Here is a 19,410-nt window from a genome sequence, read left to right on the forward strand (position 1 = left end):
GAGCAATGCATGTCGTCGACCAGCGACGCGACCACCGACGCTGCCTCCGTCACACCACGGGAGCGCACGCCGCGGCCGACCAAGCGTCGAGCCGAGGGACAGTGGGCACTGGGGTACCGGGAGCCACTGAACGCCAACGAGCAGTCCAAGAAGGACGACAACCCGCTCAACGTGCGTGCCCGCATCGAGAACATCTATTCCAAGCAGGGTTTCGACAGCATCGACAAGGGCGACCTTCGCGGACGTTTCCGCTGGTGGGGCCTCTACACCCAGCGCGAGCAGGGATACGACGGCACCTTCACCGGTGACGACAACATCGACCTGCTCGAGGCCAAGTACTTCATGATGCGTATCCGCTGCGACGCGGGCGCGTTGAACCTGGAGCAGCTGCGTGTCCTCGCCGGCATCTCCCAGGAGTTCGGTCGCGACACCGCCGATCTGTCCGACCGGGAGAACGTTCAGTTCCACTGGGTCGAGGTCGAGAACGTCCCCGAGATCTGGCGTCGGATCGAAGCGGTCGGCCTGAAGACCACCGAGGCGTGCGGCGACTGCCCACGCGTGGTGCTCGGTTCCCCGCTCGCGGGCGAGGCCGTCGACGAGGTCCTCGACCCCACCGCCGCCATCGACGAGATCGTCGAGCGCTACATCGGCAAGCCGGAGTACTCCAACCTGCCGCGCAAGTTCAAGACGGCGATCTCGGGCCTGCAGGACGTGGTGCACGAGATCAACGACTGCGCATTCGTCGGCGTCGTGCATCCCGAGCACGGGCCCGGACTCGACCTGTGGGTCGGCGGCGGCCTGTCCACCAACCCCATGCTCGCGCAGCGAGTCGGCGTCTGGGTTCCGCTCGAGGACGTTCCCGACGTGTGGGAAGGCGTCGTCTCGATCTTCCGCGATTACGGCTACCGCCGACTGCGCACCAAGGCGCGCCTGAAGTTCCTCATCAAGGACTGGGGCATCGAGAAGTTCCGTCAGGTCCTCGAGGATGAGTACCTGCACCGCAAGCTCATCGACGGCCCGGCTCCCGAGAAGCCCGCTCGGCCCCGCGATCACGTCGGTATCCAGAAGCTCAAGAACGGACTCAACGCCGTCGGTGTTGCCCCCATCGCGGGCCGCGTCTCCGGCACCATCCTCGCCGCCGTCGCCGACGCCGCCGAGAAGGCCGGGTCCGATCGCGTGCGATTCACGCCGTACCAGAAGCTGATCGTCCTCGACGTTCCGGACGAGACGCTCGAGCAGCTGATCTCCGATCTCGATGCGTTGGGCCTCCCTGCCCGGCCCTCGCACTGGCGCAAGAATCTGATGGCGTGCAGCGGCATCGAGTTCTGCAAGCTCTCGTTCGCCGAAACCCGCAAGCGTTCACAGGTTCTCGTACCGGAGCTCGAAGAGCGCCTGGCCGACATCAACAGCAAGCTCGACGTGCCGATCACGATCAACATCAATGGCTGCCCCAACTCCTGCGCGCGGTCGCAGATCGCCGACATCGGGTTCAAGGGCCTTCTGGTCGACGACGGAGCCGGGAATCAGATCGAGGGTTTCCAGGTTCATCTCGGAGGCAGCCTCGGACTCGACAGTGCGTTCGGCCGAAAGTTGCGCCAGCACAAGGTCAACAGCTCCGAGCTGGGAGATTACATCGACAGAGTGGTGCGCAATTTCGACAAGCACCGCGAGGACGGCGAACGGTTCGCTCAGTGGGCCGTACGAGCAGACGAGGCGGATTTGCGATGAGTACCAGGCTGAATTTGACGGTGGAGGAATTGAAGGACATCGCCGAGCGCGGTGCCCGCGAGCTCGACGGGGCGAGCCCACTGGAGCTGCTGCAGTGGACCGAGGACAACTTCGGTAACGACTTCATCGTTGCGTCCAACATGCAGGACGGGGTTCTCGTTCACCTCGCTGCACAGGTCCATCCGGGCGTGGACGTGTTGTTCCTCGACACCGGCTACCACTTCGCCGAGACCATCGGGACGCGCGACGCCGTCGAGGCGGTCTACGGCGTGCACGTCGTCAACGCCCGCGCCGAGAAGACTGTTGCGGAACAGGATTCGATCGAGGGCAAGGACCTGTTCGCCCGCGAGCCCAACCGGTGCTGCGCGATGCGCAAGGTCGCCCCTCTGAAGAAGGAACTGGCGAACTACAGCGCCTGGGTCACCGGCATCCGGCGGGTCGAAGCACCCACCCGTGCCAACGCCCCGCTCATTTCGTTCGACGACGCCTTCGGCCTGGTCAAGATCAACCCGATCGCACCGTGGTCCGACGAGGAGATGCAGGCCTACATCGACGAACATTCGATTCTGGTCAATCCCCTCGTCGACGAAGGCTATCCATCCATCGGGTGCGCACCGTGCACCGTCAAACCTGCCCCCGGAGCCGACCCGCGTAGCGGTCGTTGGGCCGGCAAGGCCAAGACCGAATGTGGGTTGCACGCCTCATGACACTCGACCTCACCTCGGCCACCGTCGGTCGAACCCATCTCGACGCAGATCGGTTCGACACGCTCGACGCACTCGAATCCGAGGCCATCCACATCTTCCGCGAGGTGGCGGGCGAGTTCGAGCGCCCCGTCATCCTGTTCTCCGGCGGCAAGGACTCGACAGTCCTGCTCCACCTGGCGATCAAGGCGTTCTGGCCCGCTCCCCTGCCGTTCGCACTGCTCCACGTCGACACCGGCCACAACCTGCAGGAGGTGCTGGACTTCCGCGACCACGTCGTCGCCAAGTACAACCTGCGCCTGCACGTGGCCAGCGTCGAGGAGTACCTCGCCGACGGACGCCTCACCGAGCGCCCCGACGGCATCCGCAACCCGCTGCAGACCGTGCCCCTCCTCGACGCGATCTCCGAGAATCGGTTCGACGCCGTCTTCGGCGGTGCCCGACGCGACGAGGAACGCGCCCGAGCGAAGGAGCGAATCTTCTCGCTGCGCAACGCGTTCGGCCAGTGGGAGCCCAAGAAGCAGCGCCCCGAACTGTGGAACCTGTACAACGGCAAGCATTCCCCCGGCGAGCAGGTGCGGGTGTTCCCGCTCAGCAACTTCACCGAACTCGACATCTGGCGCTACATCGCCCGTGACGACGTGGAACTGGCGAGCATCTACTACGCCCACCAGCGCCCCGTCTACCAGCGCGACGGCATGTGGATGACGCCCGGCGTATGGGGCGGACCGGCCGAGAACGAAGAGCTGCAGACCCTGTCGGTGCGCTACCGCACCGTCGGCGACGGATCCACCACCGGTGCCGTGCTGTCCGAGGCCGCCGACAACCAGGCAATCCTCGCCGAGGTAGCCGCATCTCGACTGACCGAACGCGGAGCCACCCGCGGCGACGACCGCGTCTCCGAGGCTGCCATGGAAGATCGCAAACGAGAAGGATACTTCTGATGAGCAGCACAGGAACTCAGCTTCTTCGCCTCGCCACCGCAGGTAGCGTCGACGACGGTAAGTCGACCCTCGTCGGTCGGCTGTTGTACGACACCAAATCCGTTCTGGCCGATCAGATCGATGCCGTCACTCGGGCGTCGGTGGACAAGGGACTGGCGACACCGGATCTGTCCCTGCTGGTCGACGGCCTACGCGCCGAGCGTGAACAGGGCATCACCATCGACGTCGCGTACCGCTACTTCGCGACGCCGCACCGCTCGTTCGTACTGGCCGACACCCCCGGCCACGTGCAGTACACCCGCAACACCGTCTCCGGTGCGTCGACGGCTCAGCTGGTCATCCTGCTGGTCGACGCCCGCAAGGGTGTCATCACTCAGACCCGCAGGCACGCAGCCGTTCTCGCCCTGCTCGGCGTTCCGCGCCTGGTACTCGCGGTCAACAAGATCGATCTGGTCGAGGACCCCGCAACGGTGTTCGCCGAGATCTCGGCCGAGTTCAACTCGCTGACCTCCTCCCTCGGCTGGTCCAGCGAGGACGTCATCGAGATCCCGGTGTCCGCACTGCACGGCGACAACGTCGCGGTGAAGTCCGAGAAGACCCCGTACTACGACGGTCCGACCCTCATCGAGCACCTCGAGTCGGTCCCGGTCGACGCCGAACCGCACCGGGTCGGTCTGCGATTCCCCGTGCAGTACGTGATCCGGCCCCGCACAGCGGAATTCCCGGACTATCGCGGATACGCCGGCCAGGTCGCAGCGGGCTCCGTCGACGTCGGCGACGAGGTCGTCATCCTGCCCTCCGGCACCCGAACGACAGTCGAGCGCATCGACACCGCCGACGGCGAATTGCGTACCGCTCACGCCGGACGCAGCGTCACCCTCGTCCTCGCCGACGATGTCGACGTCTCGCGCGGCGACACCATCGCCTCACCGCAGGACGCACCCGAGCCGATCGGCGACTTCGAGGCCACGGTGTGCTGGCTCGCCGAGAAGCCGCTTCGCCCGGGCGCTCGCCTGTTGCTCAAGCACGGCACTCGCACCACCCAGGCCATCGTCGGGACGCTGATCGAGCGCTTCGACGAGCAGGAGCTCACCGCACAAGAAGGCCCGGAGTCGTTGGAGCTCAACGAAATCGGCCGAATCTCGGTGCGCGTCGCCGAGCCCATCGTGGCAGACGACTACGCCGTCAACCGGCACACGGGCAGCTTCCTGCTGATCGATCCGGCCGGTGGCAACACGTTGGCTGCCGGGCTCGTGGGCAACGCTCTGGCTGCCGTCGAGCTGGGGTCGGCAGTTCCGGCGTGAGCGCACTGATCGCGGTTGCCCACGGCAGCCGTGACCCGCGCTCGAGCGCCACGATTCACCGCGCCGTCGACGCCCTGCGTCGACGGCGCCCGGATCTGGACGTCCGCGTCGCGTTTCTCGATCTCTCCGAGCCCGGCGTCGATCAGGTGGTCGACGACCTGGCCGATGCCGGACACGGACGCATCGTCGCCGTTCCGATGTTGCTGGGCAAGGCTTTTCATGCGAAAGTCGATCTGCCCGAGCTCTTACAAGCGGCGAGAACGCGACACCCGCACGTCTCGATAACGCAGGCCGACGTTCTGGGAGACGACCGACTCCTCATCGAGGCAGTCCGAGACCGTATCGCCGATACCGGTGTCGCAGCATCCGATTCGACGGTCGGAATCGCCCTGGCAGCTGTCGGCTCATCGGTGGCACCGGCGAATCAGCGCACCCGAGTCATCGCGCAGAAACTGCTCGCCGGAACAGACTGGGCCGGAGCTGTGACCTGCTTCGCGACGTCGGTCTCCCCGTCCCCCACCGATGCGATCACACAGCTGCGCACACTGGGAGCCGACCGCATCGTCGTTGCACCCTGGTTCCTGGCCCCGGGGCTGCTCACCGACAGGATCGAAGAGTCGGTGGCAAGCATACCGAATGTGGTGCATGCCGAAGTGATCGGAGCCCATCCGGCGCTGGCAGATCTGGTGTCGCGGCGCTACGACTCCGCAGTCTCAATGGGTCGTTCCGCAGGCTCCACTCCTGCGGCACGAGCCGTTGCGACACCGGAGCCGAACGCTCGACCGCACCCGTTCAGCGAACCGGTGCACCGTCGATCGCGTCTGCACCGCTAGCGTCTGCAATCTTCGGCACCCGAGTCGCTCGCGCGTACACCGTCTCGCCCTCGCGAAGACCGAGAGCCTCACTGTCACCGCGGGTGATCTGGGCCGCGAACAGTTCACCGGTGGCCGCGTTCTTCAATTCGACCTTCACCTCGAAGCCGAGGTGCACCACCCGCTCGACGACGGCACGCGTGACACCGGCCGATTCGGCCGTCCCGCTGGCCTGGGCCTGCGCCAACGACGGGTCGCGTCCGACGCGAATGTCGTGCGGTCGCACGAGCAGTCCGTTCAGCTTGGCGACCTGACCGAGGAACGACATCACGAAGTTGTTGGCCGGGCGATCGTAAAGATCTTCCGGGCTGCCCACCTGCTCGATGCGACCCTTGTTGAGCACCGCGATCCGATCGGCGACGTCGAGCGCCTCCTCCTGATCGTGGGTCACCAGCACGGTGGTGACGTGCACCTCGTCGTGCAGTCGACGCAGCCACGTACGGAGATCGGCGCGCACCTTGGCGTCGAGCGCGCCGAAGGGCTCGTCGAGCAGCAGCACCTGCGGGTCGACGGCGAGAGCGCGAGCCAACGCCATGCGCTGGCGCTGTCCACCGGACAGCTGCGCCGGGTAGCGGCTCTGGAAACCGGCCAGCCCGACGATCTCGAGCAACTCGTCGACCTTCTTGGCGATCTCGGCCTTGGGCCGCTTGCGAATCTGCAGGCCGAACGCGACGTTGTCTCGCACCGTGAGGTGTTTGAACGCCGCGTAGTGCTGGAAGACGAATCCGATCTCGCGGCGCTGCGGGCTCACCCACGTCACATCCTGGCCTGCGAGCACCACCCGACCGGAGTCGAGTTGTTCGAGCCCGGCGATGGAGCGCAGCAGCGTCGACTTGCCCGAGCCACTGGGGCCGAGCAGTGCCGTCAGCGACCCCTTGGGAATGTCGATGCTGACATTGTCGAGCGCGGCGAAGTCGCCGTAGTGCTTGTTGCCGCCAACGACGGAGATCTCGATCTCGGGGGATGTCTCGGTCATTGTTTCGTCCTCTTCTTGTCGAGAGCAGTCATCAACATCAGCACGATGACGGCGATCGCCATGAGCAATGTGGACGCGGCGTACGCGCCCTGTTGATTGAAGTCCTCGTATCGTGAGTTGACCAGCAACGTCAGTGTTTGAGAGATTCCCGGCAGGTTGGTCGAGACCATGATGACGGCACCGAACTCGCCGAGCGAGCGCGCGACGGTGAGTACGACGCCGTAGGTCAGGCCCCACCGGATCGCCGGAAGAGTGATGCGCCAGAACGTCTGCCACGACGACGCGCCGAGCGTCGAAGCGGCCTCCTCCTGCTCCTCACCGATTTCGTACAGCACGGGTTCGACCTCGCGCACGACGAACGGCAGCGTGACGAAGATCGTGGCGATGACCATGCCGGGAAGCGCGAAGATGACCTTGAAGCCGAGGCTTTCGACGCCACCGAACCAGCCGTTGGCACCCCACAGCAGGATCAGCGCAACGCCGGTGATGATGGGCGACACCGCGAACGGCAGATCGACGATGGCTTCCAGGACACCCTTGCCACGGAACCGTCCTCGCACGAGCGCCAGGGCGGTGACCACACCGAACACGATGTTGATCGGAACAACTATGGCGACGATCAACAACGACAGCTGCAACGCCGACTGCGCGGCCGGCGTGGTGATCTGCTCCCAGAACGTGACGACGCCGTCCTCGAAGGTGCGGAACAGGATGGTGCCGAGGGGAAAGAGCACCAGAACGGCGAGGTACAGCAGAGCTACGGTGCGGAGCGTCAGTTTGATCGGCAGACCGATTTTCACGAGATCTGCTCCTCACGTCGGGCCAGGCGATTGCCCACCACGCGAAGGACGAACAGCACTGCGAACGCGATCGCCAGCAGCACAACGGAGATCGCGGCCGCGTCGGTGGGGCGGTCGTACTCGATGAGCTCACGGATGTACTGGGACGCCACCTGCGTGTCGTTGGGGATGTTCCCGCCGATGAGCACCACCGACCCGAATTCGCCGATGGCGCGCGCGAAGGCGAGGCCGCCGCCGCTGAGGATCGCCGGCAGCAGTACCGGCAGGACGATGCGGCGGAAGATGGTCCAGTTGTTCGCGCCGAGCGAGGCCGCGGCCTCCTCGACATCCTTGTCGAGTTCGATCAGCACCGGTTGCACCGCTCGTACCACGAACGGCAATGTGACGAACAGCAGCGCGACGATCACCGCCGGCTTGGTTGCGTTGAACACCAACCCGATCGGGCTCGCCGGACCGTACAGCGACAGCAGAACCAGGCTGGCCACAATGGTCGGCAACGCGAACGGCAGATCGATCAGGGCATTGACGAAACGCTTGCCCGGGAACTCGTCCCGCACCAGTACCCAGGCGATGAGGGTTCCGAGAAACAGGTTGACCACGGCCGCGGCCACCGACACCTGGAGCGTCACCTTGAACGTGGCCAAGGCGCGTTGCTCGGTGACCGCGTTCCAGAAACCGGTCAAGCCGTCGTCGAACGACTGAACCGTCAACGCCGCCAACGGAAGCAGCACGATGACGCTGAGCCACAACACTGCGACGCCGAGGCCGAGTGGACCGACCGATCCCGGACCCCTGAACTTTCGGCCTTCCCGCCCGGCACGAAACCGTGGTCTCGTGCCGGGCGAGAGGGTCGAAGCCGCAGCTGCGGCTTCGGTGGTCGAAGATGACATCGATCTCTACCGAGTACTTTCCTGATAGATCGTCGTGATCGCACCGTTGTCGCCGAACAGATCTGCGTCCACCTGGGTCCAGCCACCGAGATCATCGATGGTGTACAGCTTTTCGGGGGTGAAGAACTTGTCGGAGTACTCCGACGCGATGTCGGGGTTCGTCGGTCGGAAACCGGCCTCCGCCCAGATCTTCTGGCCCTCGTCGGTGTAGATGAAATCGTTCAGAGCATTGGCGCGATCGAGATTGGCGCTGTCGTTGATCACGGCCACGGGATTGTCGATGCGGAACGTGACGGGAACGTCGACGTGCTCCACGTTCTGTCCCTGTTCCTCGATCAGGAGTGCTTCGTTCTCGTAGCTGAGCAACGCATCACCCTGGCCCTGCAGAAAGGCTTCGGTTGCGGCGCGGCCGGATTCGGGCTGAACCGGGAAGTGATCGGCGACGAGTGTGCGCACGAAGTCGAGACCGGCCTGCTTGTCCTGGCCGCCGTTGCTCTTCGCCGCGTAGGGAGCGAGCAGGTTCCACTTGGCCGAGCCCGAGCTGAGCGGGCTGGGGCTGATGACCTGAACGTCCGGCTTGATCAGATCGTCCCAGGTACGGATGTTCTTGGGGTTGCCCTCGCGTACGACGATGGTCACCACGGAGCCGAACGGCACTCCGCCATAAGCATTCTGATTCCAGTCCTCGTCGACCTTGCCTGCCTGCACCAGACGGGTGATGTCGGGTTCGACAGAGAAGTTGACGATATCGGCGGGTGCGCCGTCGGCCACCTTGCGCGACTGATTGCCCGATGCGCCGTAGTCCGCGTTGATCGCCGTTCCGTCGCCGTCCTCGGTTGCCGCGAAGGCCGGACCGATTGCGTCCCAACCATTCTTGGGGACTGCGTAACCCACGAGGGTCAGCGCGGGGCCGCTCGCGGTGTCCGGCTCACCGCCGACGACGTCACTCGATCCACCGCCGCAGGCAGTGAGTAGAAGGGTTCCCACGGCCGCGAACGTGGTCAGCAGGTAGCGAGAGTTATGCCTCATCGAGAAAAGGCCTTTCATGATGGTGTTCAGTGAGTGCGAGCTGGGCAGAGTCGACATTCCCGAGGTCGAACCGGAGCACCACCGTGGCCGCGTGTCATCGCGAGATCACCGTGAGTGGCAGAAAGTACGTCGTGAACCGCCCGACCGCGAGATGTAGGCGCGTGGGCAACGGATCGACGGAACCGATTCGACGAAGGAAAGAATCAACAACAGTCGATATCGGCGACTGCCAGCATGCCGACAGCAATCAACGCCAACTGATGGCGGACGCGGTACTCGGCGGCAGAAGACACGGTCAGAAATCTAGCAGAGGTTCCGGACCGACTCTAATCGGCTATCGAGTGAGCAACCAGGCGATGACAACCAGCACCAGCAGCGCGATGAGCGCCAGCGTGACCCGAGACCGTGGCATTACTGTCCATCCTTCGTCGTAGTGGTGGCCGCACCCGAGGGCTCCGCGTCGCGAGCAGCCCGGGCATCACGCCCGAGCAAGTGCAGAACTACCGCCAGCACGCGATCGAAGACACGTGCCAGCAGGAACGCGGTAGGCACGATGACCAGCAGCACGACTACCGACTGTGGCACGAACGGCAAACCCGTCACCCACAGTTCGACGCCGTCCCACCAGCGTGCGATCGATTCCACCCTCGCAGCTTAAACCAGCTCGTTCCGCTCTCACGCCACGCCGATCGACGACCAGCAGTGGACGCGTGCCGTGGATCGGTCGATGATTACGCCATGACGGCATACGAAGATGTTTCGCCAGTGCCCCCGGTGGCCGACGAGCCCGCCATGGGGTCGGGGCATCCAGGTTTGGGCGGGGTCGAGGTTCAGGGAGCGTTGGGCAGTACCGACGCACCGGTGTCCACCCTGACGTCCTATCGAAGTGCCTTTCCGCCGATCGACGACTACGCCTTCCTCTCGGACTGCGAGACGACCTGCCTGATCGCTCGCAACGGATCGGTCGAGTGGATGTGCGTGCCTCGTCCGGACTCCCCCAGCATCTTCGGAGCGGTTCTCGATCGGAGCGCGGGCCATTTCCGTGTCGGCCCGTACGGTCAATCGGTGCCGGCGGCACGGCGGTATCTGCCCGGTGGACTGATCGTCGAAACGACGTGGCAGACCGAAACCGGTTGGCTCGTGGTCCGCGACGCACTCGTCATGGGACCGTGGCACAACACCGATCAGCGCTCTCGCACCCACAAGCGCGCACCGAGCGACTGGGACGCCGAACACATCCTGCTGCGCACCATCAAGTGCGTCAGCGGCACGGTCGAACTCGAGATGAGCTGCGAGCCGGCCTTCGACTACCACCGTGCGCCGGCGAAGTGGGAGTACACCGGCAAGGTGTACGAGGAAACCACCGCAACCTGCGAGGCCAGTGCGGGCGGTGATCAGCCCACGTTGAAGCTGACCACCAACCTCCGCATCGGCATCGAAGGACGTGAAGCCCGCGCCCGCACCCGAATGACGGAGGGCGACAACGTGTTCGTCGCGCTGTCGTGGTCGGATCTGCCTGCGCCGCAGACGTTCGAGGAAGCCGCGGACAAGATGTGGCGCACGTCCGAGTGCTGGCGGCAGTGGATCACGATCGGCCGGTTCCCCGATCACCCGTGGCGGGGTTACCTGCAGCGCAGCGCCCTGACACTCAAGGGTCTGACCTACGCCCCCACCGGTGCACTGCTGGCGGCGTCGACCACATCGCTTCCAGAAACTCCTGGTGGAGAACGTAACTGGGACTACCGCTACACGTGGGTACGAGACTCGACGTTCGCACTGTGGGGCCTCTACACACTCGGACTCGACCGTGAGGCCAACGACTTCTTCGCGTTCATGTCCGATGTGGCGACCACTGCCAACGGCGAGGTCAATCCGCTACAGGTCATGTACGGCATCGGCGGCGAGAAGACGCTCGACGAGAGCGAGCTGCCACACCTGTCCGGATACGACGGCGCACGTCCGGTGCGTATCGGCAACGGAGCCTACGACCAAGAGCAGCACGACATCTGGGGCACGATGCTCGACTCGGTGTATCTGCATGTCAAATCGCGCGAGCACGTCCCCGAATTCCTGTGGCCCCTGCTCAAGCGACAGGTGGAGGAGGCGATCGCCAATTGGCGCAAGCCCGATCGCGGCATCTGGGAGGTGCGCGGTGAACCGCAGCACTTCACCTCCTCGAAGCTCATGTGTTGGGTCGCGCTCGACCGCGGAGCCAAGCTCGCCGACATCCACGGCGAGAAGGAGTACTCGGCCAAGTGGAACGAGATCGCCGACGAGATCAAGGCGGACATTCTCGAGAACGGCACCGATTCTCGGGGTGTCCTCACTCAGCGCTACGGTGACCCGTCGCTCGATGCGTCACTGCTGCTCGCACCGCTGCTTCGATTCCTGCCTGCCGAGGACGAACGCATCCGTGCGACGGTGCTGGCCATCGCCGACGAGCTGACCGAGGACGGCCTGGTCCTGCGCTACCGAACCGATACCACCGACGACGGTCTGGCGGGCGAGGAAGGGACATTCACGATCTGCTCCTTCTGGCTCGTATCGGCGCTGGTCGAGATCGGCGAACTCCCGCGCGCCAAGCATCTCTGCGAGCGCCTGTTGGGTTACGCGAGCCCGCTCAAGCTCTACGCCGAGGAGATCGACCACCGCACCGGCCGTCACCTCGGCAACTTCCCGCAGGCTTTCACGCACCTCGCACTCATCAACGCGGTGGTGCACGTCATCCGCGCCGAGGAAGCCCAGGTGTCGGGGCACTTCCAGCCTGCCCACGCCAACCCCTGAGAGTGCGGGCTCAGCGGCCGAGTTGCTTCGCCCATTCGGCGATCAACTCGGCTGCGGGTGCCGCCTGTGTACGGCGAAAACCGGTGCCGGCCCACATCGACAGTCCCGACGGATCCCCTGCCGCTGCGGCCTTGGCGCGCATCGGCGCCGTCAGGTAGTGCAGATCGGGATACGCCAGCGGTGCTGCGTCGGAGTTCTCACGCATGAACTCGTTGACCAGCCCCCGCGCAGGGCGACCGGAGAACGCTTTCGTCACCGCGGTGTCGGGAGCGACGGTCAGTTGCTCTCGGTGCACGGGCTTGGTCCCGGCTTCCGGCGTGTTCAGAAACGCCGTACCGAGCTGCGCGGCATGCGCGGCACCCGAATCCAGCAGTGGCGCAATGTCGTTGCCATCCATCAGTCCGCCCGCGGCGATCCGCGGTAGATCGGATATCTCACGCACTGCGATCAGCAGTTCGGTCAGAGGCTCGTCCGGGGCCGAGCCGTCGAAGGTACCTCGATGACCGCCCGCTTCGGGTCCCTGCACCACCAGCGCGTCAACCCCGTTGGCGGTGGCCACCGATGCGTCCGACGCGGTGGCGACGGTGGCCCACACCTCGGTTCCCACGGCGTGCAACTGGGCGACCTCGTCCGCGTCGAACGTCGCGAACGTACTCGACACCAGCGGTACCGGGTGCGCCAGCAGCCAGGCGAACTTCTCGGCGTAGAAGTCGTCACGTCGAATCAACTCTCCCGGCTCTGCGTCGAAACGCTCGAACCAGGGTGCCAGGTGCTCGGCATAGGACTCCACATCCGCACCCGATGGCTCCTCCGGCAGGAAGAGATTGACACCGAACAGCAGACCGCGCATCGAATCGATCTGCGCCGCAAAGGCTTCGGGCGTCAACAGCGCACCGGCAATCATGCCGAGTCCACCTGCCTCCGACACCGCACGGGCGAGTTCAGGAGTACTCGGACCACCTGCCATCGGCGCACCGACAACGGGAACACGCAGCTGCTTCAGAATCGGCGTCGTCACAGGTTCGAAATGTACTCGCCCGCCATTTCCGACAGGGTTCGGTGGGACCGCGCGCCCCTACTGACGACTGCGCGCCCCTGTTCTGTGGCGAGCGGGGGCGCGCAGTCGGTAGAAAGGGTGTGAGGTCAATTCCTGCGACCCGGAACTGCTGCCCTACTTCTTCGGCTTGTCCGAGGAAGATTCCGAGGACAACGCGGCGACGAAGGCTTCCTGCGGCACCTCGACGCGACCGATCGTCTTCATCCGCTTCTTACCCTCTTTCTGCTTCTCGAGCAGCTTGCGCTTACGGCTGATGTCGCCGCCGTAGCACTTGGCCAGAACGTCCTTGCGGATCGCGCGGATGTTCTCGCGGGCGATGATGCGAGATCCAATGGCGGCCTGGATCGGTACCTCGAACTGCTGACGCGGAATCAGTTCCTTGAGCTTGGTCGTCATCTTGTTGCCGTAGGCAGCAGCAGCGTCCTTGTGCACGATCGCCGAGAACGCGTCGACGGCCTCACCCTGCAGCAGGATGTCGACCTTCACGAGCGCTCCGCTCTGCTCGCCGATCTCCTCGTAGTCGAGGCTGGCGTATCCGCGTGTCCGCGACTTCAGGATGTCGAAGAAGTCGAAGATGATCTCGGCCATCGGAATGGTGTAGCGCAGTTCCACGCGGGTCTCGGACAGGTAGTCCATGCCGCCGAGTTCGCCACGTCGTCCCTGGCACAGTTCCATGATGGAACCGATGAACTCGCTCGGCGAGATGATGGTGCACTTGACCATCGGCTCGAACACCTCGCGCGCTTTGCCCTCGGGCCAGTACGACGGATTGGTGACGATGTGCTCGGCACCGTCTTCCATCTCGACGCGGTAGACGACGTTCGGCGAGGTCGAGATCAGGTCCAGGTTGAACTCTCGCTCGAGCCGCTCGCGGGTGATCTCCATGTGCAGCAGCCCGAGGAAGCCGCAGCGGAAGCCGAATCCGAGCGCCACCGAAGTCTCGGGCTCGTACGTCAGTGCAGCATCGTTGAGCTGCAGCTTCTCCAAAGCGTCGCGCAGGTCGGGGTAATCCGAACCGTCGAGCGGGTAGAGGCCCGAGTACACCATGGGACGGGGCTCACGGTAGCCGGTCAGCGGCTCGGTCGCGCCCTTGCGGAAGGTGGTGACGGTATCGCCGACCTTGGACTGACGGACGTCCTTCACTCCGGTGATCAGGTATCCCACTTCGCCGACGCCCAGGCCCTTGGTGGCCTTGGGATCGGGCGAGACGATGCCGACCTCGAGCAGCTCGTGTGTCGAGCCGGTCGACATCATCGTGACCTTCTCGCGCGGGTTGAGCGCGCCGTCGACCACTCGCACGTACGTGACGACGCCGCGGTAGGTGTCGTAGACCGAGTCGAAGATCATCGCGCGGGCCGGGCCGTCCGGGTTGCCGACCGGGGCCGGAACCAGCTTGACGACCTCGTTGAGCAATTCCTCGACGCCGACACCGGTCTTGCCGGACACGCGCAGAACGTCGTCGGCCTCGCACCCGATGATGTGGGCGATCTCGGCGGCGTAGCGGTCCGGGTCGGCGGCCGGCAGGTCGATCTTGTTGAGCACCGGGATGATGGTGAGCTCTTTGTCGAGAGCGAGGTACAGGTTCGCGAGCGTCTGCGCCTCGATGCCCTGCGCAGCGTCGACCAGCAGCACTGCCCCTTCGCAGGCCTCGAGTGCACGCGATACCTCGTAGGTGAAGTCGACGTGGCCGGGCGTGTCGATGAGGTGCAGGACAAATTCGTCACCGTCGACGACCCACGGAAGTCGCACGTTCTGCGCCTTGATGGTGATGCCGCGCTCGCGCTCGATATCCATCCGGTCCAAGTACTGCGCGCGCATCGACCGGTCGTCGACGACGCCCGTGAGCTGCAACATCCGGTCGGCCAGCGTCGACTTACCGTGGTCGATGTGGGCGATGATGCAGAAGTTCCTGATCCTGGACGGATCGGTGAACGTCGTGTCGGCGAAGCTGGGCACTCGTATCCTTCGGCTGGCGTGTTCGAAATGAGCGAACGGGTTTCTCTATCGTCCCACGCCGAGAACGGTGCGCCGTCCCCGGCTGTCCGACTCGGGTGTTCACGTCGCCGCGGTTCGGGCGATGAGCAGCAGCGTCTGCATCGCTACACTCGCCGCATGGCTGGCAACTGGAGCAGATTCGGCAAGGAACTGGGCAAGATCGCGATGCGCGAGGGCCCTCGGCTACTGCGTCAATTGCAGAAGTCCGGTGCCGTGCAGAAGGGCAAGGACGCGATCAGCGGGACGGCCACGCGCACATCCGCCCCGACTCCTCGTCCGGGGCGTCCGGTGGCGTCGCAGACCAGGCCTACGGCACAACGAGCCCGCACCATCGAGTACTCCCCCGACCTGGACGGCAAAGCCGATCCCGGCGAAGTCGTCTGGACCTGGGTCACGTACGAGGAGGATGCCAGCCAGGGCAAGGACCGCCCGGTGTTGGTCATCGGACGCGAGGGCAACGATCTGCTCGGCCTGATGTTGTCGAGCCAGAGCAGCCGCGACGGAGACCGTGACTGGCAGTCGATCGGGTCCGGGGCCTGGGACGCCGAGGGCCGACCGAGCTGGATTCGCCTGGATCGGGTTCTCGACGTGCCCGAGGACGGTATCCGACGCGAGGGCGCAATTCTGAGCAAGCCCCAATTCGATTCCGTGGCAAACAGACTGCGCCGCGACTTCGGCTGGAACTGATGTGTGCGCGTTGTGCGCCCATGAAAGGGCGCACAACGCGCACCGAGCTCAAGCCAACCGCGTGATTTCCACGACCACGTCGAGAGCCGTCGAACCGCCGCCGGAGAAGATGCCCTTGAGCGGGGGGACGTCGGCGTAGTCGCGGCCGAGTCCGACCGACACGTGCTGCTCGTTGACGGCGATGGCGTTGGTCGGGTCGTAGCCCCACCACGCACCGGTCCAGGCCTCGATCCAGGCGTGGCTCTGGCCTTCCACCGTCGCACCGATCGCGGCCTGTTTCTTCGGGTGCAGGTAGCCCGAGACGTACCGGCTGGGGATGCCGACGCTGCGCAGCATCAGCAGCGTCAGGTGGGCGTAGTCCTGGCAGACGCCCTTCTTCTCCGACCACGCTTCCACGGCCGAGGTGTGCACGCCGGTGGTTCCCGGCACGTAGGACATCTCCTGGTTGACCCAGTTGGAGATCTCGACCACAGATTCCTGCGGCGGTAGGCCCTTCGACAGCTTCTTCGCCACCGACGCGAGTTGCCTGTTCTTCGGCACGTACTCGGTGTTGTCGAGGACCTCGTTGAAACGGTCGATGACCGGATCGCTCGCGAGTTCTTCCCAGGAGGCGTTCTCGTCCGGGTAGACGAAGGGATCGGTCTCGACCACCGACGATCCGGTGACCTCGAGCTCCGTGTGCGGTGCGTGCAGGTCGAACGCCGTCACCGCAGTGCCCCAGTAGTCGGTGTAGCGATAGGAACGCGTCACCGGGTTGGTCTCGACTCGGTTCAGAATCACGTTCTGCCGATTGTCACTTCGCGGCGTCAACCGAGCCTCGTTGTACGACGACGTCACCGGTGCGTCGTACTGATAGCCCGTGGTGTGCACGACACGCATACGCCAGCTCACAGTTCACCTTCCAATTGATCTTCGAATGTTCCGGAGCCGGCGTCCGTCCACGCAACCCACGGAGCGGCGTGGAAATACTGCTTGGAGATCGCATCACCGAGCTCACGACAGGTTTCCTGCAGAGAGAGCAGGCGCTCCTGCAGATCGTCGAGAATTTCCCCGGGACGGAGGAATTCGAGTTCGCTACGAGCGCGACCGAGTAGGCGCTGCGCTTCGGCGCGCGCACCGACTCGACTGTTGGGCTGATGGTCGAGCTGATCCAGCGAACGTTCCGCCTCGTTGAGTGCGTAGAACACCGATCGCGGAAAGAGCCTGTCCAACAACATGAATTCGAGAACTCGTTGGGCGTCGAGCGCGCCGCGGTAGGTGCGCAGGTAGGTGTCGTGGGCACCGGCGGAGCGAAGCACAGTGACCCACGCCGGCGACGACGGCCGGTCGCCGGCTCGCGAGAGCAACAACCGAACGATCATGTCGATGCGCTCGACCGAGCGACCGAGCAGGAGGAAGCGGTAGCCGTCGTCGTGACTGAGGGTGGAGTCCGCGAGACCGGCGAACATCGCTGCGCGCTCTTCGATGTAGCTGAAGAACTCGGCCGGGCCGGTGCGCTTGGACGCCCTGATGCGCTCGTTCAACCCGTTGTACGTGGTGTTCAAGCACTCCCACATCTCACTGGACGTGACTTCACGCGCACCGCGGGCGTTCTCGCGCGCGCTCGACAGTGAGTCCACGATCGAACCCAATCCGTCTCGGCTGAAGGCGACGACCTCGGTGAGCGACCACACGTCGAGCGAGACGTCCGGCTCGTGCTTGAACCCGAGCACTCGCAACAACACTCGCGAGGTGTGGTCGGGATCGACCGTGGCGTCTTCGAGAAGCTGGTGGACGGTGACGTCGAGAATGCGGGCCGTGTCGTCCGCTCTCTCGACGTACCGCCCGATCCAGTAGAGCGACTCTGCGTTGCGCGCGAGCATTTACTGTCCACCGCCGTTCGAGTCCGAGTTCGTTGCTTGCTGCTGTTGCTGTTGCTGTTGCTGATTCATCTGCTGGTCCATCGTCAGCTCGGGGCCTTGTTCGGCCATCGGTGACTCCGGCGGAACGCTGACGATCTCCTCGCCTGCGAGCTCCTGCTCCTCCTGCGACGTTCGGGTGGCCAGAACCCAGGTGTCCTTGCTGCCGCCGCCCTGGCTCGAGTTGACCACCAGAGAACCCTCCGGCAACGCCACCCGAGTGAGACCGCCGGGCAACACCCAGACGTCGTCGCCGTCGTTGACAGCGAACGGCCGTAGGTCGACGTGGCGGGGTACCAAACGGTCGCCGATCTTGGTCGGCACCGTCGAGAGCTGCACGACGGGCTGCGCGATCCAGCCGCGCGGATCCGCGCGAACCTTCTTGCTGATGGTCGCGAGTTCCTTCGGTGAGGCGTCGGGTCCGAAGACGATGCCGTAGCCGCCCGAGCCTTCCACCGGCTTGATGACCAGTTCGTCGATGCGGTCGAGAACTTCCTCGCACTCGTCGTCGAGCCAGCACCGGAACGTGTCGACGTTGGCCAGCAACGGCTTCTCGCCCATGTAGTAATCGATGATCGTCGGAACGTAGGTGTAGACGAGCTTGTCGTCGCCGACGCCGTTTCCGACGGCACTCGAGATGACGACGTTGCCTGCGCGGGCGGCGTTGACCAGACCTGCCACTCCCAGCACCGAGTCGGGACGGAACTGCATGGGGTCGAGGTAGTCGTCGTCGATACGTCGGTAGATGACGTCGACCTGACGCTCGCCCTCGGTGGTGCGCATGTAGACGATGTTGTCTCGGCAGAACAGGTCTCGTCCTTCGACGAGTTCGACACCCATCAGTCGCGCGAGCAACGAGTGCTCGAAGTACGCCGAGTTGGCCACGCCTGGAGTGAGAACCACCACAGTCGGGTCGGCCTCGTTGAGGGCGGCGGATGCGCGCAGTGCTCGCAGCAGGTGCGAGGCGTAATCGCCGACGGCGCGGACGCGGTGGCTGGCGAACAGGTCGGGGAACACCCGGGCCATGGTGCGCCGGTTCTCCATCACGTAGGACACGCCCGACGGCGACCGCAGGTTGTCCTCCAGCACTCGGAAGGTGCCCTGAGCGTCACGGACGAGGTCGATGCCGGCGACGTGGATGCGCACACCGTTGGGTGGCGTGATGCCGACCGCTTCGCGGTGGAAATGCTCGCAGGAGGTCACCAGCCGCTTGGGTACCACGCCGTCGCGCAGAATTTCCTGGTCGCCGTAGATGTCGGCGAGGAACATCTCGAGGGCTTTGACACGCTGCTTGATGCCGCGCTCGAGTCGTGACCATTCCCCTGCTGCGATGACGCGGGGAACCTGGTCGAGCGGGAAGGGGCGTTCCTGACCGGACAGGGAGAACGTGATGCCCTGGTCGATGAAGGCTCGTCCCAGCGCGTCGGATCTCGCGTCCAGGTCCACCGCGTTCGCCGGGGCGAGTGCGGTGTGGATGCCCTTGTACGGAGTTCGGGTGCGCCCGTCCGCGTCGAACATCTCGTCGAAGGCGAGACTGTACTTTCCGACGTCGGAATACCCTCCGAACACTCCGTCGGCTTCGGGTTCGACACGATCCGCTGTCTTGGTTTTGGTCGCTTTGGCCTTGGTGGTGGCAGGCGTTGCCGATCGCGGACTCATTCTGGCCATGTTGCTACAGAGACAGGAGTTAGGCGCGGTAGAAGCGTTAATTTCTTGAAACGCATCGTCACCCCACTCCGGAT

General features: G+C 64.8%; 18 protein-coding genes. 7 read left to right on the plus strand and 11 right to left on the minus strand.

Features of this window, described 5'->3' with window-relative positions; translation table 11 throughout:
• The first annotated feature begins 9 nt into the window (after positions 1–9).
• Genes CH302_RS18415 through CH302_RS18435 form a run of 5 tightly spaced genes read left to right on the plus strand, consistent with a single transcriptional unit; the run spans position 10 to position 5,513 of the window.
• On the plus strand, positions 10–1,728 hold the full coding sequence (locus CH302_RS18415; RefSeq protein WP_037193568.1) for a nitrite/sulfite reductase: 1,719 nt from the start codon (positions 10–12) through the stop codon (positions 1,726–1,728).
• Complete coding sequence (locus CH302_RS18420) at positions 1,725–2,435, plus strand: phosphoadenylyl-sulfate reductase (RefSeq protein WP_037193073.1); 711 nt, start codon at positions 1,725–1,727, stop codon at positions 2,433–2,435. Before CH302_RS18415 ends, CH302_RS18420 begins: the two co-directional genes overlap by 4 nt.
• Positions 2,432–3,376, plus strand: a complete 945-nt coding sequence (gene cysD, locus CH302_RS18425) for a sulfate adenylyltransferase subunit CysD (RefSeq protein ID WP_037193075.1) — start codon at positions 2,432–2,434, stop codon at positions 3,374–3,376. The genes CH302_RS18420 and cysD overlap by 4 nt, the downstream gene beginning before the upstream one ends.
• Positions 3,376–4,680, plus strand: coding sequence for a sulfate adenylyltransferase subunit 1 (locus tag CH302_RS18430; RefSeq protein ID WP_037193077.1), 1,305 nt, complete (start codon positions 3,376–3,378; stop codon positions 4,678–4,680). Before cysD ends, CH302_RS18430 begins: the two co-directional genes overlap by 1 nt.
• On the plus strand, positions 4,677–5,513 hold the full coding sequence (locus CH302_RS18435) for a sirohydrochlorin chelatase (RefSeq protein WP_037193079.1): 837 nt from the start codon (positions 4,677–4,679) through the stop codon (positions 5,511–5,513). The genes CH302_RS18430 and CH302_RS18435 overlap by 4 nt, the downstream gene beginning before the upstream one ends.
• Here CH302_RS18435 and CH302_RS18440 read toward each other — a convergent pair.
• The 6 genes from CH302_RS18440 to CH302_RS18460 all read right to left on the minus strand — a co-directional run bounded on the left by CH302_RS18440 (position 5,473) and on the right by CH302_RS18460 (position 9,892).
• Positions 5,473–6,528 (minus strand): sulfate/molybdate ABC transporter ATP-binding protein, encoded by a 1,056-nt coding sequence (locus CH302_RS18440; RefSeq protein WP_037193080.1) that lies wholly within the window; start codon positions 6,526–6,528, stop codon positions 5,473–5,475. The two genes, CH302_RS18435 and CH302_RS18440, sit on opposite strands and share 41 nt — an antisense overlap.
• Entirely contained in the window at positions 6,525–7,328 is an 804-nt protein-coding gene (gene cysW, locus CH302_RS18445) for a sulfate ABC transporter permease subunit CysW (protein WP_037193081.1), read from the minus strand. The genes CH302_RS18440 and cysW overlap by 4 nt, the downstream gene beginning before the upstream one ends.
• Positions 7,325–8,218: a sulfate ABC transporter permease subunit CysT gene (gene cysT, locus CH302_RS18450; RefSeq protein WP_082323739.1), complete on the minus strand. Its 894-nt coding sequence runs from the start codon at positions 8,216–8,218 to the stop codon at positions 7,325–7,327. Before cysT ends, cysW begins: the two co-directional genes overlap by 4 nt.
• A gap of 6 nt (positions 8,219–8,224) precedes the next feature.
• Positions 8,225–9,247, minus strand: coding sequence for a sulfate ABC transporter substrate-binding protein (locus CH302_RS18455; RefSeq protein WP_037193571.1), 1,023 nt, complete (start codon positions 9,245–9,247; stop codon positions 8,225–8,227).
• 203 nt (positions 9,248–9,450) lie between these two features.
• Positions 9,451–9,540 (minus strand): Ms4533A family Cys-rich leader peptide, encoded by a 90-nt coding sequence (locus CH302_RS30900; RefSeq protein WP_310180897.1) that lies wholly within the window; start codon positions 9,538–9,540, stop codon positions 9,451–9,453.
• Positions 9,541–9,658: 118 nt separating this feature from the next.
• A complete protein-coding gene (locus CH302_RS18460; protein ID WP_037193083.1) occupies positions 9,659–9,892 on the minus strand; it encodes a hypothetical protein in 234 nt (77 codons plus the stop codon).
• Between the two features lie 93 nt (positions 9,893–9,985).
• Between CH302_RS18460 and CH302_RS18465 the strand changes: the two genes are divergently transcribed.
• A complete protein-coding gene (locus CH302_RS18465) occupies positions 9,986–12,031 on the plus strand; it encodes a glycoside hydrolase family 15 protein (protein WP_037193573.1) in 2,046 nt (681 codons plus the stop codon).
• A gap of 10 nt (positions 12,032–12,041) precedes the next feature.
• On the opposite strand, the gene CH302_RS18470 is transcribed toward CH302_RS18465, so the two are convergent.
• Both CH302_RS18470 and lepA read right to left on the minus strand, forming a co-directional pair.
• Positions 12,042–13,049: a nitronate monooxygenase gene (locus CH302_RS18470; RefSeq protein WP_037193085.1), complete on the minus strand. Its 1,008-nt coding sequence runs from the start codon at positions 13,047–13,049 to the stop codon at positions 12,042–12,044.
• Between the two features lie 153 nt (positions 13,050–13,202).
• Positions 13,203–15,050 carry a translation elongation factor 4 gene (lepA, locus tag CH302_RS18475; RefSeq protein WP_052047853.1) on the minus strand — a complete coding sequence of 616 codons (1,848 nt, stop codon included), beginning with the start codon at positions 15,048–15,050 and terminating at the stop codon, positions 13,203–13,205.
• 150 nt (positions 15,051–15,200) lie between these two features.
• Between lepA and CH302_RS18480 the strand changes: the two genes are divergently transcribed.
• A complete protein-coding gene (locus tag CH302_RS18480; protein ID WP_037193575.1) occupies positions 15,201–15,770 on the plus strand; it encodes a type II toxin-antitoxin system PemK/MazF family toxin in 570 nt (189 codons plus the stop codon).
• A 48-nt stretch (positions 15,771–15,818) separates the two neighbouring features.
• On the opposite strand, the gene CH302_RS18485 is transcribed toward CH302_RS18480, so the two are convergent.
• The 3 genes from CH302_RS18485 to CH302_RS18495 are packed head-to-tail and all read right to left on the minus strand — an operon-like array spanning position 15,819 to position 19,327.
• Positions 15,819–16,649, minus strand: a complete 831-nt coding sequence (locus tag CH302_RS18485; protein ID WP_037193089.1) for a transglutaminase family protein — start codon at positions 16,647–16,649, stop codon at positions 15,819–15,821.
• 8 nt (positions 16,650–16,657) lie between these two features.
• Entirely contained in the window at positions 16,658–17,632 is a 975-nt protein-coding gene (locus CH302_RS18490) for an alpha-E domain-containing protein (RefSeq protein WP_032394562.1), read from the minus strand.
• Positions 17,633–19,327 (minus strand): circularly permuted type 2 ATP-grasp protein, encoded by a 1,695-nt coding sequence (locus tag CH302_RS18495; protein ID WP_082323755.1) that lies wholly within the window; start codon positions 19,325–19,327, stop codon positions 17,633–17,635.
• Between the last annotated feature and the right edge of the window lie 83 nt (positions 19,328–19,410).

The organism is Rhodococcus sp. 15-2388-1-1a, from assembly GCF_002259145.1.
GTDB lineage: Bacteria > Actinomycetota > Actinomycetes > Mycobacteriales > Mycobacteriaceae > Rhodococcoides.

Excerpts from the sequence above, each read along its gene's own strand:
- CH302_RS18495 (WP_082323755.1), bottom strand. The coding sequence starts at position 19,327 with ATGAGTCCGCGATCGGCAACGCCTGCCACCACCAAGGCCAAAGCGACC.
- CH302_RS18420 (WP_037193073.1), top strand. The coding sequence starts at position 1,725 with ATGAGTACCAGGCTGAATTTGACGGTGGAGGAATTGAAGGACATCGCC.
- CH302_RS18485 (WP_037193089.1), bottom strand. The coding sequence starts at position 16,649 with ATGCGTGTCGTGCACACCACGGGCTATCAGTACGACGCACCGGTGACG.
- cysD (WP_037193075.1), top strand. The coding sequence starts at position 2,432 with ATGACACTCGACCTCACCTCGGCCACCGTCGGTCGAACCCATCTCGAC.
- CH302_RS18455 (WP_037193571.1), bottom strand. The coding sequence starts at position 9,247 with ATGAGGCATAACTCTCGCTACCTGCTGACCACGTTCGCGGCCGTGGGA.
- CH302_RS18490 (WP_032394562.1), bottom strand. The coding sequence starts at position 17,632 with ATGCTCGCGCGCAACGCAGAGTCGCTCTACTGGATCGGGCGGTACGTC.
- CH302_RS18430 (WP_037193077.1), top strand. The coding sequence starts at position 3,376 with ATGAGCAGCACAGGAACTCAGCTTCTTCGCCTCGCCACCGCAGGTAGC.
- CH302_RS18480 (WP_037193575.1), top strand. The coding sequence starts at position 15,201 with ATGGCTGGCAACTGGAGCAGATTCGGCAAGGAACTGGGCAAGATCGCG.
- CH302_RS18440 (WP_037193080.1), bottom strand. The coding sequence starts at position 6,528 with ATGACCGAGACATCCCCCGAGATCGAGATCTCCGTCGTTGGCGGCAAC.
- CH302_RS18415 (WP_037193568.1), top strand. The coding sequence starts at position 10 with ATGTCGTCGACCAGCGACGCGACCACCGACGCTGCCTCCGTCACACCA.
- cysT (WP_082323739.1), bottom strand. The coding sequence starts at position 8,218 with ATGTCATCTTCGACCACCGAAGCCGCAGCTGCGGCTTCGACCCTCTCG.
- CH302_RS18465 (WP_037193573.1), top strand. The coding sequence starts at position 9,986 with ATGACGGCATACGAAGATGTTTCGCCAGTGCCCCCGGTGGCCGACGAG.